Origin of the sequence: Aestuariivirga sp. (assembly GCF_044239095.1) — a bacterium.
Lineage (GTDB): Bacteria > Pseudomonadota > Alphaproteobacteria > Rhizobiales > Aestuariivirgaceae > Aestuariivirga.
Map to the genome: position 1 here is coordinate 1 of NZ_JBIICB010000076.1, position 15,723 is coordinate 15,723.

A 15,723-nucleotide genomic window follows, 5' to 3' on the forward strand; every position below is an offset into this window, starting at 1 on the left:
TCTCGGCGGCGAGGCCTTCGACAGCCTTGCGGATGGCAGCCGCTTCTGACGGCTTCACCAGGATCAGCGCGCTGCCCTCGGCGGGGATCACGTTGTTCTGCACACCACCTGAGATCTTGGCGAGCTGCATGTCACCGGCCTTCATGGCACGGCGCAGCAGGCGGCCGATGATCACGATGGCGTTGCCGCGCTCGAAGTGGATGTCGAATTCGCAGTGCCCGCCCTTGAGGCCGCGCACGTCGATCAGCATCGCCTCGCGGCCAGCGTCTGCGGGCTGCCAGTCCGCCGCCACGTCGATGCGGCAGGACACGTCACCCGAGCAACCGGCAAGCAGCTGCTTCTCCTCGATCCAGTTGAAGTCGATCATGCGCTTGCCGGAGAGCAGCTTCACGTCGATGCCGTCACCGCCGACCTTGCCCATCTCCTCCATCACCGTCATCACGCACTCGAGCGGCGGGTGGGGGATGTCCTTCGAGTCGAGCAGCGCCAGCATGTAGGAGATGCCCAGCCCGTTGTCGGCGCCCAGCGTCGTGCCCTCGGCACGAATGTACTTGCCGTCGACCTTCAGCTTCACGCCGTCCTTGGCGAAGTCATGCGTCACGCCGTCCTCGAGCTTGCACACCATGTCGATATGGCCGTGCAGGATGACGGTGGGGGCGTTCTCATAACCCTTGGTGCCGGGCTTCTTCACGATGATGTTGTGAAGCGCGTCGCGGTGATAGGTGAGGCCCCGCGTCTCGGCGAATTCGGCGATCCAGTCGGTTGCCTGCTTCTCGTGCTGGGAGCAGCGGTGCCGCGCGCTCAGCTCCTCGAAGAAGAACATAACGTCCTTGGGCTCGATATTTTCCAGAACTCTCAAAAGATCCTCCCAGCAAAACACTCAATCTCGATGGGGGAAGGACGCGCGACGTCTTGCTCCGACCGGCAGACCCCAACGGGAGCCTCTTCACCGTGATCGGGTTGCCCAAACGCGCCAAATGCGCCTCCACCCCAAAAGTCGGTCCGCTTCCTGCTGCCCTGCCGTGGCCCGGCAGCTCGCGCCATTTGGATGCGGACAATTATTATTTTCTTGGATCAAATGTGCATAAGCTTGGAGTATTTGTCAAACAGAAAATACGATTGTTCACTCTGTTGACACGAATTTCTGAGCCAAGCGCGACCACTCCCAACCACTTCGCTGATTTTTCAGGATTTTTTCTGAGCATATCGGCGATCGGTGCGTTGCCAGGCCCACCAAGGAGCCGTCCGATCACATCAAGGCACGCCCAGCGGCATGAACTTTCTCCGCTGGGCGTTTCTGTATGTTCTACACTGAGGCTGTGTTTCGATGATTTCCGTAGCGTCAGAAAAAATCTCAGACCAGCATCGAGAGCGGCTTCTCGATGTAGCCCCGGAAGGCCTGAAGCACCTGGGCCCCCAGCGCCCCATCGACCGCGCGATGGTCGACCGACAGCGTCACCGTCATCAGCGTGGCCGGAACGAAGACGCCGCCCTCCCACACGCCCCGCGGCTCCCCCGCGCCGACTGCGAGAATCGTCGCATGCGGCGGGTTGATGATGGCGGCGAAGTCTTTCACCCCGAACATGCCGAGGTTGGAGATGGCGGAGGTGCCGCCCTGATACTCATTGTTCTTGAGCTTCTTCGCCTTGGCCCGCGCCGCGAGGTCCTTCATCTCGTTCGAGATGACGGAGAGCGCCTTCACCTCCGCCTTGCGCACGATGGGCGTGATGAGCCCGCCGTCGATCGACACGGCAACGCCGAGGTCCACCGATTCGTGGCACAGCATGCTGCCCTCGGTCCATGTCACATTGGCCATCGGCACGTCGCGCAGCGCCAGTGCCCATGCCTTGATGATCATGTCGTTGATCGACAGCTTGTAGCCGCTGGCCCCGGCATTGATCTCGGCGCGCAGCGCCATCAACCGGTCGAGCCGGCAATCGGCACTGAGATAGAAGTGAGGCACCGTGCTCTTGGCCTCCACCAGCCGCCGCGCAATGGTGAGCCGCATCTTGTCATGCGCCACCTCGCGGAAGGATCCTTCGGCGAAAAGGCTGCGCACAAGCAGGCCGGCGCCTGCGGGTGCTGCCGCCTGCGGCGCGGGTGCACGTTCCTTCACGGGCGGAGCGGCACGCGACGCGATTTCATCCTCCACATCGGCCTTCACGATCCGCCCGTGCGGCCCTGTACCATTAAGCTGTGCCAAATCCAGCCCCGCATCACGTGCAAGCCGCCGCGCCAGCGGCGTCGCACGATGGCCATTCACGGCTGGATCCGTTGCGGGCTTCGTTTCGTCCTTCGCCGCAGTGGCCTTCTCCGGCTGCGCCGCCGCGTCAGGAGCTGCCCCACCGTTGAACGTCTCGCCCTCCGCCACGATCCACGCCACGGCATTGCCGACGGCAACCTCCGAACCTTCACCAACCCGGTTGCGCAGCACACCCGTTGCGGGCGCATCGATTTCCATCGCCGCCTTGTCGGTCTCGATCTCGAACAGCGGGTCGCCCTGCTTCACGGCGGCACCTTCCGCCACCAGCCAGCGCGCGATGCGGCCAGTGGCCATGTCCATGTCCACCTTCGGCAGGATCACTTCCGTCGCCATGGCTCAGCGCCTCCCTTCCACCAGCTTTCGGATGCCCGCAACGATGTCCGGCACCTGCGGCACGGCGGACTTCTCGAGATCGGGGTTGTAGGGAATGGGGCTCTCCGCCCCGCCCAGCCGCATGATCGGCGCATCGAGATAATCGAAGGCCTCGCTTTCCGCGACCATGGCACTGATCTCGGCCCCGATGCCAAGCGTTTTCACTGCCTCGTAGACGCAGAGAAGCCGCGTCGTCTTCTTGACACTCCCGATTACCGTCTCGCGGTCGAGGGGGCGGATGGTGCGGAGGTCTATCACCTCCACATCAATCCCCTCGCCCATCAGCTGTGCGGCGGCATCGAGCGCCTTGTGCACCATGATGGAGGTGGCGACGATGGTCGCATCCCTGCCGGCCTTGCGCACCTCGGCCTTGCCGATCGGCACGGTATAGTGCCCCTCGGGCACCACGCCCTTCATCTTGTAGAGCAGCTTGTGCTCGAAGATCATCACGGGGTCCGGGTCGGCGAGTGCCGCCAGCAGCAGGCCCTTCGCATCATGCGGTGTCGCGGGCTGGATCACCTTGAGGCCCGGCACATGGGCAAGCCAGGCTTCCAGGCTCTGGCTGTGCTGCGCCGCCGCCCCCGTGCCGGAACCCGCAGGGAAACGCATCACGACGGGAACCGAAACCTCGCCTCCCAGCATGAAGCGCATCTTGGCCGCCTGGTTGACGATCTGCTCCATGGCGAGTGTCGCGAAATCCGAGAACTGGAATTCGAAGATCGGCCGCATGCCCGTCATCGCCGCACCGACGGCGACACCGGCGCCACCCAACTCTGAGATCGGCATGTCGATTACGCGCTCCGTGCCGAAGCGCTCCACCAGGTCGCCCGTCACCTGGAAGGCGCCGCCATAGACGCCGATGTCCTCACCCATGAGGAACACACGCGGATCGCTTTCAAGCGCGATCGCCATCGCTTCCTGGATGGCCTGCGAATAGCTCAGTTCCCGCACCGCCGCGTCCATCACTGCTGCTCCGTATAAACAAAATTGAGCACCTCATCCGCGCCGGGTGCCGGGCTTTCCTTGGCAAAGGCGATGCCGGCGGCAATTTCCGCCTCCACCGCCTCGCGCAGCGTGGCGATCGCCGCATCATCCATGATGCCGAACTGCTTCAGCTCGCTTTCAAACAAGTTGATCGGATCGCGCAGCGCCTTCCACTCCTCGATCTCTTCCTTGGTGCGGTAGCGGTTACGGTCGCTCTTGGAATGGCCTCGGTGGCGGTAGGTCTTGGTCTCGATGAGGCTCGGCCCCTCGCCGCGCCGCGCACGGGCGATGGCTTCCGTCGCCACCTCCGCCACGGCGGAGAAGTCGTTGCCGTTCACCGTGTGGCCCGGCATGGCATAGGCCAACGCACGCTCGGCCACATGCGCCACCGCCGTCGAGCGCGCGGTCGAGGTCGACATGCCATATCCGTTGTTCTCGCAGACGAAGACGACCGGCAGCTTCCAGATCGCCGCCATGTTGAGCGATTCGTGGAAGGCCCCCTCGTTGTTCGCCCCATCCCCGAAGAAGCAGACGACCACCTTGCCGTTCTTCTGCATCTTGGCCGAGAGCGCGGCACCCACCGCAATCGGAATGCCGCCCGCCACAATGCCGTTGGCGCCGAGGTTGCCGGCGCTCACGTCCGCAATGTGCATCGATCCGCCCCGGCCCTTGCAATAGCCCGTGGTCTTGCCGAAGAACTCCGCAAACATGCGGTCCACCTTGGCGCCCTTGGCGATGCAGTGGCCATGGCCGCGGTGTGTGGAGGTAATCTGGTCATCGGGGTTGAGCGGCATGCAGATGCCGATGGCACTCGCCTCCTGCCCGATCGAAAGATGCATCGTGCCGTGGATCAGGCCGCGCGTATAGGCATCCTCCGACCCTTCCTCGAAGCGGCGGATCAGGTGCATCTTGTGCAGCACGTGGCGCAGCTGTTCCGGCGAATAGGCGCGGAAGGCGAAGGGCACATTCTCAGCCTCGGCGGCCGCCTTCTTGAGCGTCTGGGTCTGGGCCATGTGTCTCTCCTTACTGTCCGTAGACCAGGCGGTCCTGGCGAGCGCGGAGTTCCGCGATCTTCGAGCCTGCCGGAACTGTCGTGTTGGCCGTGGTGATGAGCTGGCCCTTGGCGATGGGGTTGGTCACGGTTGCACCGTGCAGCAATCCGCAGGGAATGGCCTGCGCCTCGCGCGCATCCTCCACCGTCATGATCCAGGCGCGGTAGCAATACTCGCCGATGGCATCGAGCTTGTCCCCCGGCTTCAGGTCCTTCTTGGCAACAGCACAGACCTCCGCCACCGGCTTCGCCAGCGGCACCATGTCCGGCTTGCCATAAAGCACCACGCGCGCGCAGGTGAGCGGCACTTCGAGCGAGGTCAGGTGATAGGGACGGTGGAAGGTGAAGTAGGGGCCCTCGCCCATCTTCAGATCCTCCATGCGCTCGCGCACGCGCGGGTGGGACATTTCAGCCACCACAAAGACGCCAGGCGCGACACCCTTGCCTATCGAGTAGTCGACCACACCGCTGCGGGAGAGAACACCGCCGTCCTTCTTGGGCACCAGCACCTTCGCCAGCGTGTCGAGCGTTGCGGCAGGTCCGTGCATGCCGGCGCAGTCAGGAACGAGGCCCGTTGCGTTGGCGATCGCCGCCATCTCCACCATTGTCTTGGAGCCATCGACGAACTCGACCAGCATGCGCACATTCATGTTCCGGCGCTTGGCCTCCTCGGCATATTCATCGGGAACGGCGTCAACGTTGAGCGGATTGTTCTTGCCCTTGCCCGCCGCCACGATCGGGTGGCCCATGGCGGAGACGAACTCGATCAGCTCCATGCAGGATGACGGCTCGTCCCCAGCGCCGAGCGAATAGGTGACGCCCAGCCGGTCCGCCTCGCTCTTCAGGTAAGCACCGATGGTGACGTCGGCCTCGACGTTCATCATCACCAGATGCTTGCCGTGCTCCATGGCACGAAGGCCGATCTCTGCGCCCACGGCGGGAACGCCCGTCGCATCGATGATCACATCGATGAGACCGGAGTTGATCAGCAGGTTCACATCATCCGTCACCGCCACCTTGCCGCGCTCCATGGCGCTGTTCAGCGCGCCGGCGGTGTGCGCCTCCTGCCAGTGGCCCTGCTCGCCATAGGCGATATCCACCGCGCGGCCGCCTGCGGGAAGCCTGAGTTCCGAGATCGCGCCAATCTCCACCCCCGGCATGTGCGCCACGCGGGTGACGATGTCGGTTCCCATCTCTCCCGAGCCGACGAGGCCGATGCGGATCGGCTTGCCGCTCGCAGCGCGGGCCAGAAGGTCACGCGCAAGTCCGGTCGGTGCAACATTGATGCCCATCAGTGATCTCCTTGAATGTCTCAGGCAGCGGTCTTCGCTGCGGTGTGGTCGGGAATGGCGCGGCGCGTCATCTCGGCGCGCATGAGGTTCGCTTCGGCATTGCGCCGCGCCGGCGTCCAGCCCAGCGCGTCCGCCACGATATCGGCGGCCTCTTCCACGGCGGCGGCGGAGAGAAGGCACTCCATCGCAATCGCCGTGCGCCGCAGCAGCACGTCGGACAGGCGGCGCACGGATTCGGTGCGGCAGATGTGAATGATCTCGCCCGCCGAATAGCCGTGGATGGCAAGCAGCGGCTTGTCTGAGGTGGCCGCAATCGTAGCTGCCACCGCGCTGGCGGAGGTACCGTAGCGCGACAACAATTGCCGCGCGCACGCGATCTCGAGTTTCGACTGCGCCGCGATGGCACGTGCCAGGGCCTCAGCCGAAACCTCATCCGCCGGATAGCCGCGCCCGCCGCCGATGGCGAGGTCTTCAGTCGAGACGCTGCGCTTCCTTGCGAGCTTGGAGAGCACCTCATCCGCCGCCTGCGCTGCAAAAGCGCGGAAGGTCGTCCACTTGCCGCCGATGAGGGAGAGCACCGGCGTCCCGGTGCCGGGCAGCGTGTCGCGGGCAATCGCGTGGTCGCGGCTCACCGCGCCAATGTCCTTGCCCTCGCTTCGCGGTAGCGGCCTCACACCGCAATAGCTCAGCAGCACCTGGTCATGCGTGATGCAGATCAGCGGGAATATCTCCCGCACCGTGCTCAGCAGATAGTCCGTCTCCTTGGCGCTGCAGTGCGCCTCGTCCGGGTCCTTCACCGGAATGTCAGTCGCCCCGATCAGCACATTGCCGAAGAAGGGGTAGATCAGGTTCACCCGGCCATCCGCCGTCCCGAAATAGATCATGCGGCCCGCGAGCGCATCGAAAAGCTCGGCATTGCGCACCACGAGGTGCGAACCCTTCGACCCGCCCATGTGCTGCGAGTTGATGCCGAGGCTCGCATTGATCTTGTCGATCCACGCACCACCCGCATTCACCAACACATCGGCGGTCACACTGCGGCGCTCGCCAGTGATGGCGTCGGTCAGCAGGATGCGGGGAGCTTCGGTATCGCGCGAGGGCGAGCAATAGGTGCGGAGCGCGCTCCCCGGATTGGCGGCAAGCCCGTCCATCACCAGCTCCATTCCCAGCCGCTCGGCATGGGTGATGCGGCCTTCGCAATAGAGTCCCGCCGCCTTGATGTGCCGCGCGAAGGAGGGATATTCGGACCGTAGTGCACCAGACCCCCAGAACTGATGATCCGGCAATGCGCGCACCTGGCGGTTATAGGCATCATAGATGCGCAGCCCGATCTCGGTGATGATGGCGCCGCGATCCTTCATCTTCGCCTTCGCGCCCACAAAGCGCAGCGCGGAGGAGACGATGCCGCCGAACCATGAGGCGACCGGCAGCACGGTTTCAATCGGCTTCACCACATGCGGCGCATTGCGCAGCAGGCGGTTCCGCTCCATCGCCGATTCGCGTACCAGGCGGAATTCGCCCGTCTCGAGATACTTGATGCCCCCGTGGATCAGGCGGGAGGGTGCGGCACTCGCCCCTTCGCAGATATCACCCCGGTCGATCAGCAGGCAGTCGACGCCCTGCAGTGAAAGATCGCGGAACAGCCCGCAGCCATTGATCCCCGCGCCGATGATCAGCACCGGATAATGCGGCTTGAGGTCCTGCAATGATGGGTCACCCGACATTCTCTCTGCTTAGTCCCCGACGATCGCCACCTTGATGGCCGACCCCTGCTCCGCCGTCGCCAGCGCCGTCACGATATCCGGCAGGCCGAAGCGGTGGGTGAGAAGCGAGTCGACCTCCAGCTTTCCGCTGGCGATCATGTTCAGCGCCGTCTCGAAAGTCAGCCGCGTGAGCCCGAAGGCCCCGGTCACGATCAGCTCATTATAGTGAATGGCATTGACGTCGAGCTCCGCCTGAATGCCCTTGGAGAAGCCGGCGAACAGGCTCACCCGGCCCCGGTGCCGCACCAGGCGGATCGCGTCATTGGCAAGCGATGGCACGCCGATGGCCATGATCGCCACGTCAGCCCCCAGCCCGTCGGATGATGCCTTCACGCGCGCAAGAACATCCTCAGCCGTCGGGTCGATCACGATGTCGGCTCCTGCGCGCATGGCCGCCTCGCGGCGCATGGGGCTCGGCTCGCTCACGATGATGCAGCGCGCCCCCGAAAGCCGCGCCAGCTTCACATGCAGGATGCCGATCGGCCCCGCGCCCAGCACGGTGACGATCTCGCCCATCTTCACGCCCACGCGCTCCTGCCCGTTCATCACACAGGCCAAAGGCTCGGCCAGCGCCGCCGCCTCAAAGCTCAGCCCCTCCGGCATGGGGAACACATTGCCGGAGCGCACGCCGGACGCCGGAATCCTCACATATTCCGCAAAGGCTCCGTCGATCTCGTAGCCCATGGCCGTCAGCCCGCGGCACAGGTTCTCGGCACCCCTGATGCAGTATTCGCAATGTCCGCAGGCGAACTGCGGGCAGACGCACACGGCCTGCCCCTTGGTGAACTGCGTGTGGCCGCCGGTCTCCACCACCACGCCCGCGAATTCATGCCCAAGCACCGAGGGATAGCGGATGCCGGACGTCTTCTTCCCCCTGAGGATCCGGATGTCGGTGCCGCAGATAGTGGCGGCCTTGACCTTCAGCAGCAGGTCACCCGCCTCGAGCGCAGGTTCGGCCACCGTCGTGTAAGTGACCTCATTGACGTTCTGCAGAACTCCAGCTTTCACGGCGCACTTCCCCAGAATGGACTGTTGTCTCCGGCAGAAGTGAACATTTCTCTTTGTTAAAGTCAAGATGTTCAATCTATGTAATGCAAGATTTCGAGGGATGCCAAGTATAATCTTGAAATTGCTGGGTTCATTGGCCGCCACCCCCGGCATGCGTTTCCGAGCTGCCTGAAGATGACTGCACAAATCGATTTTCTTCTGAACATTCTTGTCGTCGTGAATATTTTTGTGTATAGCTGAAAGAACATTCACAACGCGCCGCAGATGCGCACCAGAACTGGGGAGGAGGCCGGGGATGACTGCAAAAAGCTTCGATTATGCATCCATGGGTTTCATCACCTTTGACTGCCTGGGCTGGCCCTTCACCGCCGTGCCGCCGGGCGGTGGCTGCTACATGATCGACGAAATCACCATGGCCGTCTCGGGGGCTGCCGGCGTTGCCGCCATCGCGGCGGCCAAGATGGGCCTCAGGACCCGCGCCATCGGCGGCGTGGGGCCGGATCTGATGGGCGACTGGGTCATGCAGCGCCTTCATGACTTCAAGGTCGATACGGCCATGATGCAGCGAAAGCCCGGCTGGAAGACCTCTTCCTCCATCGTCACCACGCGTGCGGATGGTTCGCGCCCTGCCCTCCACATGAAAGGCGCCACCGGCACCTTTACTGTGGCACGTGAGGATTTCGCCAAGGCCACGGATGCCACCGTCTTCCATCTCGGCGGCGTCGGCCTGATGGATGCGATGGACGGCGAGGCCAATGCAAGGCTGATGCGTCACGCCAAGGAATCGGGCTGTATCACCACGGTCGACATCTTCGCAGGCTCCGCGGATGACCTGCCGGACGTCGATGCAGTGCTCCCCTACACAGACTATTTCATGCCCTCGATCGAGGAGGCACGGGCCCTCTCCGGCCTGGAGGATCTCGAGGACTGCACCAAGTTCTTCCATGACCGCGGTGTGGCCTGCTGCGTCTTCACCCTGGGTGGTGACGGCGCCTATTACAGCCACACGGACGGCACGCGCTTCCGCATCCCCGCCTTCGACATCCAGGTGAAATGCACCTGCGGCTGCGGCGATGCCTTCGATGCCGGCTATGCCGTGGCGTTGTGCAAGGGCTTCGATCCTGAAACCTCGGTGCGATTCGCCCAGGCCACCTCGGCCTTGAACGCCACCGGCCTCGGCTCCCAGGCCAGTGTCGAATCCTTCGAGCACACCTTGAACTTCATGAAGACCACGCCCACCCGGCGCTGATGCACCCATTCTGCGGCGATTTTCTCCTCCCTGGACGCCGCCTACTCAGGCCTTGGAAGCACACAACTTCCAAGGCCATTTTCTTTGCGCAGGTGCCAAGCCTGCTGATATGATCGAAGCCAGATACAGTCGAGGCCCGCGAGTTGGAAAAGCAGAACTCCCCCAGCGAATTCAGCGATGACCTGAGAACCAAGGTCGCCTGGCTCTATTACATGGAAGGCATGACGCAGGACGAGATCTCGAAGACGCTCGGCCTCAGCCGCTCCCGCGTGCTCCGCTTCCTCGCCAACTCCCGCCAGTCCGGCATGGTGCAGATCCGCGTCACCACCAAGCTCAGCTATTGCGTCCAGCTCGAACGTGAGCTCGAACGCAAATACGGGCTGGAGCGCGCCCTCGTCGTGCCGAAGCCCCAGGACGCCGCAGCGACGCAGGACATCATCGGCGCCGTGCTCGGCGGCTATATCAACGAAACCATCACCGAGAACATGACCATCGGTCTGGGCTGGGGCAAGACGCTGAGCGCCAGCCTCCCCAGCATCGAATACCGGGAGCCCCAGGGCGTCAGCGTCATGTCGATGCTCGGCGGACTGACGCGCGTCAGCGGCGTCAATCCGTCTGAATTCGCCTGGCGCCTCGCGGATCGTCTCTCGGCCGAATGCTACCTCATGGCCGCCCCCGTCTTCGCGCCCGATGCCCGCACGCGGGACGCGCTGCTGTCGCACCCCGGCATCCAGGAAATCTTCCGCCGCGCGGCCAGGCTCGATCTCGCCGTCATCAGCGTGGGTGACTTGTCGCCCTTCTCGACCGTCTCGGAATATGTGCTGCTCGAACGCGAGGATTTCTCCACGCTGCAGGCCGCCGGCGCGGTGGGCGACGTGCTCTGCCGCTTCATCGATGCCGATGGCAACGTCATCAAGCACCCGATCAACGAGCGTGTCGTCGCCGTAGACCCGAAGGAGCTGCGCGGCGCGCGCAAGCTCGTCCTCGCATCCGGCGGCTGGCAGAAGTTCGAAGTGATCCGCGGCGCGCTCCGCCTCCTCAAGCCGCACGTCCTCGTCACCGACGAAATCGTGGCGGAGCGTCTGGCGGGCGAAAGCGCCTAGTATGCTTCGTCTTCTCCCGCGCTGCGGGAGAGGACGTTCGCGATCTAAGCCCTACCCTTGCTCCGCCACCAGATTCTCCGCCACCATCTCGTTCACGATCAGGATCGACGGTTTCAGCAATTTCAGCGCCGCGCGGATGACCTTCAACTTGTGCCACCCGCCCGACACCAGCACCACATTGCGCGTGTTGTGAAGCTCTGCGGGGTTCACCGCCAGCACCCGGTCATTCACCTCATGCCGCACCAGGCAGCCTTCGGCATCGACGAAGTGGCACAGCACGTCACCCACCGCACCCGCGGCTTCCAGCGAGGCGATCTCGCTCCGCGTCAGCAGCCCATATTCATAGAACACCGAATTCGGTGTCAGCGCTCCCACGGAGACGATCGCCATGTCAAGCGAGCGCGCGCGGGAGAAAATCTCCGCAATCCCCGAATGCGTCATCAGCGATTCCTGCGTCGGCTTGTCCGGCGCAAAGACGGGTGCCGTCAGCAGATGGCATTCGGCATTGAGCCGGTCGGCCACGCGCCAGGCGAACTCCGATGGATTGACGCTGCTGACACGGGTCAACCCGCCCAGCAGCGACAGCACGCGGATTCCCTCCGGCGTGCGCGGCACGATGGAGGGCAGCGCATTGCTAAGCGTCTTGCCCCAGCCGAGCCCGATGGTGGAATGCCCGGTGACCGTGCGCGAGATGTAAGCACCGAGCTCCGCCCCGAGGATGGCGCTCGTCTGCGCGGGGTCCTGCGGCTCCGGAATGACGATGGCGCGCGACAGCCGCCAGCGCTGCTCAAGCGCGCGCTCCAGCTCGATGCAGTGCGTGAGGTTGGTGGTGACGCGGATCTGCACCGTGCCGTCATGGCGTGACGCAGCGAGAATGCGCAGCACGCGTGACCGGTTGAGGCCGGTCTCGGCCACGATCTCGTCCTGCGTCATGCCCTCGACGTAATAGAGCCAGGCGATGCGCGTCTTGATATGTTCCGGCACCATGTGGGACGCCATGGTCCACCCGCCCCGATCACTCACCCAATGCGCGGCGGCGTCAGGTGATGTTGTAGATGCGGCGCGCGTCAGCCTGGGTGGCAATCGGCCGGCCCACTTCGCGCGCGATCTCCTGCACTTCCTGCAGCAGCTCGAGGTTGGTGGGGTTGCGGTGCGGGCTGTAGTGCAGCTCGAGGCCGGTCTTCACGTGCCCGCCCAGTTCGATCGTGCGGCGCACGAGGGGGCGGTAGTCATAATCGCCCTCGCCCCAGATCGAGATAAACCACGGCAGCTTGTGCTTCGCCTGTGCGATCATGTCGAGATAGAAATAGAGGCTCTCGAGCGAGGGCTCCACGCCGCAGGTGCCGATCGGCTTCTCCGAGGTAAGGCCATACTTGCCGACGAAGTAGAAATCCCAGTTGGAGCCCTTGGTGAACATGCCGCGGTCAACGTAATGGCGCGCCACGCGCAGGTGGCCGGGCTCATAGACGCCCCAGATCATGGCGATGTCACGCTTGCGGCAGAACTCCACCTGGCGGGCAACCTGCGTCAGGTCCCAGCCATAGGCGCGGCCAACCGCATTGCCATTCGCATCCTCGTCGATCACGAACTGATCGATGCCGGTGTCCACCACCGCCACCTGAACATTCGCATATTTGTTGAGGTAGTCGACATGCTCGAGGCCGCAGTCTTCGGGCGCGACCAGCAGATTGTTGCAGGTCGTCGGATACCAGATCATGTCGGGCCGCGCCGCCAGGATGGGCTTCCAGGCGATCATGTAGTCGTCGAAGGCGGCCTTGCCGAGCAGGTCAAAATTGGTGTTGTGAACATGGATGGCCGTGGCGCCGGCGTCCCAGCAGCGGATCGCGTCCTCCACCACCTCTTCATAGGTGACGGGCGTGTTGGGATTCATCTTCTTAGTCCGAACCCCGTTCTGGTGCGACTCGATCATCACCGGTTCGTCCCAGCTGGGATTCATCTCCGCATATTTGTCCAGGGCCGTAGCCATGTTTCTTCTCCCGTTGGTTGCAGTCCGTTTCTGTTTGGTCTTCATTCCGGCACGCCGGAAGAGTTCAATGTCCAGCCGGAGGCAGCCTACGGTGACCGTCACATTCCAACGTGCGCTCTGCCGCGGGGATATCTTTGAACATTTAACTCGGCTCTGCTGCAAATGTGCATGAGCAGTGCATTTTTGTCAAGTCGAAACTACTATTGTTCAAGCAGTCGTAAAGAGGGACGCGCATCAGGGCGACCCGAGCAAAACACACTCATCGTAACGGTTTGGGAAAGAAGCATAATGGCGGAGATAGAGGTGCTGCCAGCCAACTCTCTGCCACCAAGCTATTGATACTATTGGATCTCATCTTCGTGTAGTTCGAATCCCGCGAGTGGACCCAGGATGTTTTGGGAAGTGCTACTTCTCTTCACCCTTGGGATTACCGGACCGTCGTTGGCCAGGTAGTTCCGGAGGTCTTCATTCCTCAGTCTGCGCGGGCGCTTGCGCTAACCCGTCTGGCTTCGCAGCCCGCCTTGGCGCCCAGACCAATCATGCACGAAGCTTCAGGCCACACCGATCAGTAGGATCCCGGACACTTCAAGACCAATCAACTCTGTTGAGTTCCGAGACTAGACTCCCACGCTCTCATCCACTTCATTCACTGACTAAGTGCTTCAGCAATGATGATTTGACAGGATGCAGGAATAGACGGTCGGTAGCATCAAATGATTTGAGATAATCCAAATCCACCTTCTTGCGTGCCTCTCTCCAGAGGTATTCCCCTCTGCACAAAGCGACACGTTTTGCAGTATGCGAAGCGAGAATTTTCAAAGTCGAGGGAATTCCCACTTCGGGAAAAACACCCTGTGCGATGTAATTGCCTAGAATGTCCGCAAACAGCGCCAAAAAGGCGCCCCTTATGAGAAAGATATCGCCTACTCCGCAAACAAGATGTTCCTTTCGAAAGAAGGCAGAATAACCCTCAAATCCGTTTCCCCCAACCAATGCCTTTTGCTCTTCCAAAGCAGTCAAGACCCGCTTGTTCCATGGCCAATTGTTTGTATGGTTCCAGCGGACTTTCTCGATATCAAAGTAGAAAGCCGCACAGGCATTCTCAAGGCCGTTGAAGAAACGCGCCATCTGCGCTGCGTTGAAAGAACGGTTTAGATAGACGTCGTCTTGCAGAAAAAGATACCAGCCTTCAGGATCGGCCTCATCACGGTCCAGCAAGCGTGAAATGGCGGCATGTATCATATAATGATAAGAGTATGATCCTGCTGGTACCGACATACTCCTCGGCGACAACGGCGCCGCGTTGGGAAGGACGTAGTTCAAGGAACTAAAGCGGTCTGTATAGAGACGCTCCAACAGCGGGATGTTGCGGGCATAATTATGGTTGAATAGCAAAACTGCATGCAGCGCGGTTGGCGCCATGACAGCTGGCACGAAACCATTTGGGCGGAAACCATCCAGATAGGCCCGAGCTTGCACAGGATCGCAAAGGACGTATTTCAGGAAAGAATAAACTTGAAAGTCGTTTGAGAACGCTTGCGCATTATCCAGAATGACATCGTATCGGTTGGTATGGCTGTAATCCGGTGAACGGCCGAAGATTGCAACATCGGCCGCGCTGAGTTCGGCTTGCTCAATATACTTGCCTTCACCGCTCAGGCGCCAGCGGACGAAGTGCGAGAGTCCTCGCAGGGCAATGAAATCAATGAAGATGTTCCCGTCCTTGGCGAAAGAGCCGAAATACATCCAGCCGTCACCCAGGACCCGAAACGCCGGCAGCGGATTGCTTGGCCCAGAACACGGAGACACGATATCGAATGTCGAATCGTTGCGCTCGAAATAAAGATGCGCCTCTCCAACTATTCTCATTCCGCAGCCCGCCATCTGCCACAAAGCTCATCGACTACCTTCATGGCCGAGGTCATGACGGCGTCCATGTTGTAGTATTCCCACTCGGCAAATCGTCCACAAAGCCAAATGTTATGCGCTTGCAGATGTCCGCGGGCGTTCGCAATTAGGGTACGCGTTGCGCCGTCCTGTAGAATGTAGGAGTTTGCTTCGTAGTTGCGGTCGATCTCTTTGAGATTGAATGGAAGGCTCTTGATCGCCGAGTATATCTGTTCATCAGCCGCAACGCCGGAAAACTCAAGCGTGCAGGAAATGCGGTCAGGTCTGAGAGCAGTGGCGTTGTTGGCTGCCGAGAAGTTCCCTGTCATGATGATCCGGTGACTGGCCAGTTTGGGGTTAGGCACGTAGACCCACGAGTAGGGATTAGCGTCACAACTGCAGAGTACGGTTGTGGTGCCGTTCGATTTAAGCCCGATCAGCGCCTGAAGCTCAGGGGCTTGTGAGTCGAGTAGATCTGTAAGAACGCGCACGTCCCCAGTGTAGACGGCAGCGTCAAACACTTCTTGACCAATACGTATCTTCTCGTCCGCCTCCATCGACGTGACCAAAGCCGATGTCCGCAGTTCGCAATCCCGCAACAAGCGATCAACGATATGCTGAGATCCTTTTTCCTTTGGGTAGTAGAAGCTAGTGGATTGACTCCAACGTTTGGAACCCACGGTTCCGAGCTGCGATGATATCGCCAGGGTTGGCTTTCCATGCGAAGGGTTTGGGACTGGAGGCGTTGTATTCGCGGATGAAGC

The 15,723-nt window shown here is 61.8% G+C and carries 13 protein-coding genes; 2 read left to right on the forward strand and 11 right to left on the reverse strand.

Annotation, left to right across the window (positions count from 1 at the left end):
* From ACILRA_RS09205 to ACILRA_RS09235, 7 genes are all read right to left on the reverse strand, one after another.
* A partial coding sequence (locus ACILRA_RS09205; protein ID WP_395661806.1) for a peptidase dimerization domain-containing protein occupies positions 1-859 on the reverse strand: 859 nt, incomplete at its 3' end.
* Between the two features lie 495 nt (positions 860-1,354).
* Positions 1,355-2,596, reverse strand: a complete 1,242-nt coding sequence (locus ACILRA_RS09210; RefSeq protein ID WP_395661807.1) for a dihydrolipoamide acetyltransferase family protein — start codon at positions 2,594-2,596, stop codon at positions 1,355-1,357.
* Between the two features lie 3 nt (positions 2,597-2,599).
* Positions 2,600-3,598, reverse strand: a complete 999-nt coding sequence (locus tag ACILRA_RS09215; RefSeq protein WP_395661808.1) for an alpha-ketoacid dehydrogenase subunit beta — start codon at positions 3,596-3,598, stop codon at positions 2,600-2,602.
* Positions 3,598-4,632 carry a thiamine pyrophosphate-dependent dehydrogenase E1 component subunit alpha gene (locus ACILRA_RS09220; RefSeq protein WP_395661809.1) on the reverse strand — a complete coding sequence of 345 codons (1,035 nt, stop codon included), beginning with the start codon at positions 4,630-4,632 and terminating at the stop codon, positions 3,598-3,600. Before ACILRA_RS09220 ends, ACILRA_RS09215 begins: the two co-directional genes overlap by 1 nt.
* Before the next feature lie 10 nt (positions 4,633-4,642).
* Positions 4,643-5,962 (reverse strand): NAD(P)H-dependent oxidoreductase, encoded by a 1,320-nt coding sequence (locus ACILRA_RS09225; RefSeq protein WP_395661810.1) that lies wholly within the window; start codon positions 5,960-5,962, stop codon positions 4,643-4,645.
* Between the two features lie 20 nt (positions 5,963-5,982).
* Complete coding sequence (locus ACILRA_RS09230) at positions 5,983-7,686, reverse strand: glycerol-3-phosphate dehydrogenase/oxidase (RefSeq protein WP_395661811.1); 1,704 nt, start codon at positions 7,684-7,686, stop codon at positions 5,983-5,985.
* A gap of 9 nt (positions 7,687-7,695) precedes the next feature.
* Positions 7,696-8,733 carry an alcohol dehydrogenase catalytic domain-containing protein gene (locus ACILRA_RS09235; RefSeq protein WP_395661812.1) on the reverse strand — a complete coding sequence of 346 codons (1,038 nt, stop codon included), beginning with the start codon at positions 8,731-8,733 and terminating at the stop codon, positions 7,696-7,698.
* Positions 8,734-9,028: 295 nt separating this feature from the next.
* Between ACILRA_RS09235 and ACILRA_RS09240 the strand changes: the two genes are divergently transcribed.
* Together ACILRA_RS09240 and ACILRA_RS09245 are read left to right on the forward strand one after the other, a co-directional pair.
* On the forward strand, positions 9,029-9,982 hold the full coding sequence (locus ACILRA_RS09240) for a carbohydrate kinase family protein (RefSeq protein WP_395661813.1): 954 nt from the start codon (positions 9,029-9,031) through the stop codon (positions 9,980-9,982).
* A 143-nt stretch (positions 9,983-10,125) separates the two neighbouring features.
* The gene (locus ACILRA_RS09245; RefSeq protein ID WP_395661814.1) at positions 10,126-11,085 is read left to right on the forward strand and encodes a sugar-binding transcriptional regulator; all 960 of its coding nucleotides are present in this window, start codon (positions 10,126-10,128) and stop codon (positions 11,083-11,085) included.
* Between the two features lie 51 nt (positions 11,086-11,136).
* On the opposite strand, the gene ACILRA_RS09250 is transcribed toward ACILRA_RS09245, so the two are convergent.
* The 4 genes from ACILRA_RS09250 to ACILRA_RS09265 form a co-directional block, all read right to left on the reverse strand.
* Positions 11,137-12,084 carry a sugar-binding transcriptional regulator gene (locus ACILRA_RS09250; protein WP_395661815.1) on the reverse strand — a complete coding sequence of 316 codons (948 nt, stop codon included), beginning with the start codon at positions 12,082-12,084 and terminating at the stop codon, positions 11,137-11,139.
* A 40-nt stretch (positions 12,085-12,124) separates the two neighbouring features.
* Entirely contained in the window at positions 12,125-13,072 is a 948-nt protein-coding gene (locus tag ACILRA_RS09255) for a 3-keto-5-aminohexanoate cleavage protein (protein ID WP_395661816.1), read from the reverse strand.
* Between the two features lie 642 nt (positions 13,073-13,714).
* Positions 13,715-14,956 (reverse strand): hypothetical protein, encoded by a 1,242-nt coding sequence (locus ACILRA_RS09260; RefSeq protein WP_395661817.1) that lies wholly within the window; start codon positions 14,954-14,956, stop codon positions 13,715-13,717.
* On the reverse strand, positions 14,938-15,723 hold a 786-nt coding region (locus ACILRA_RS09265), incomplete at its 5' end, for a hypothetical protein (RefSeq protein WP_395661818.1). The genes ACILRA_RS09265 and ACILRA_RS09260, both read right to left, overlap by 19 nt.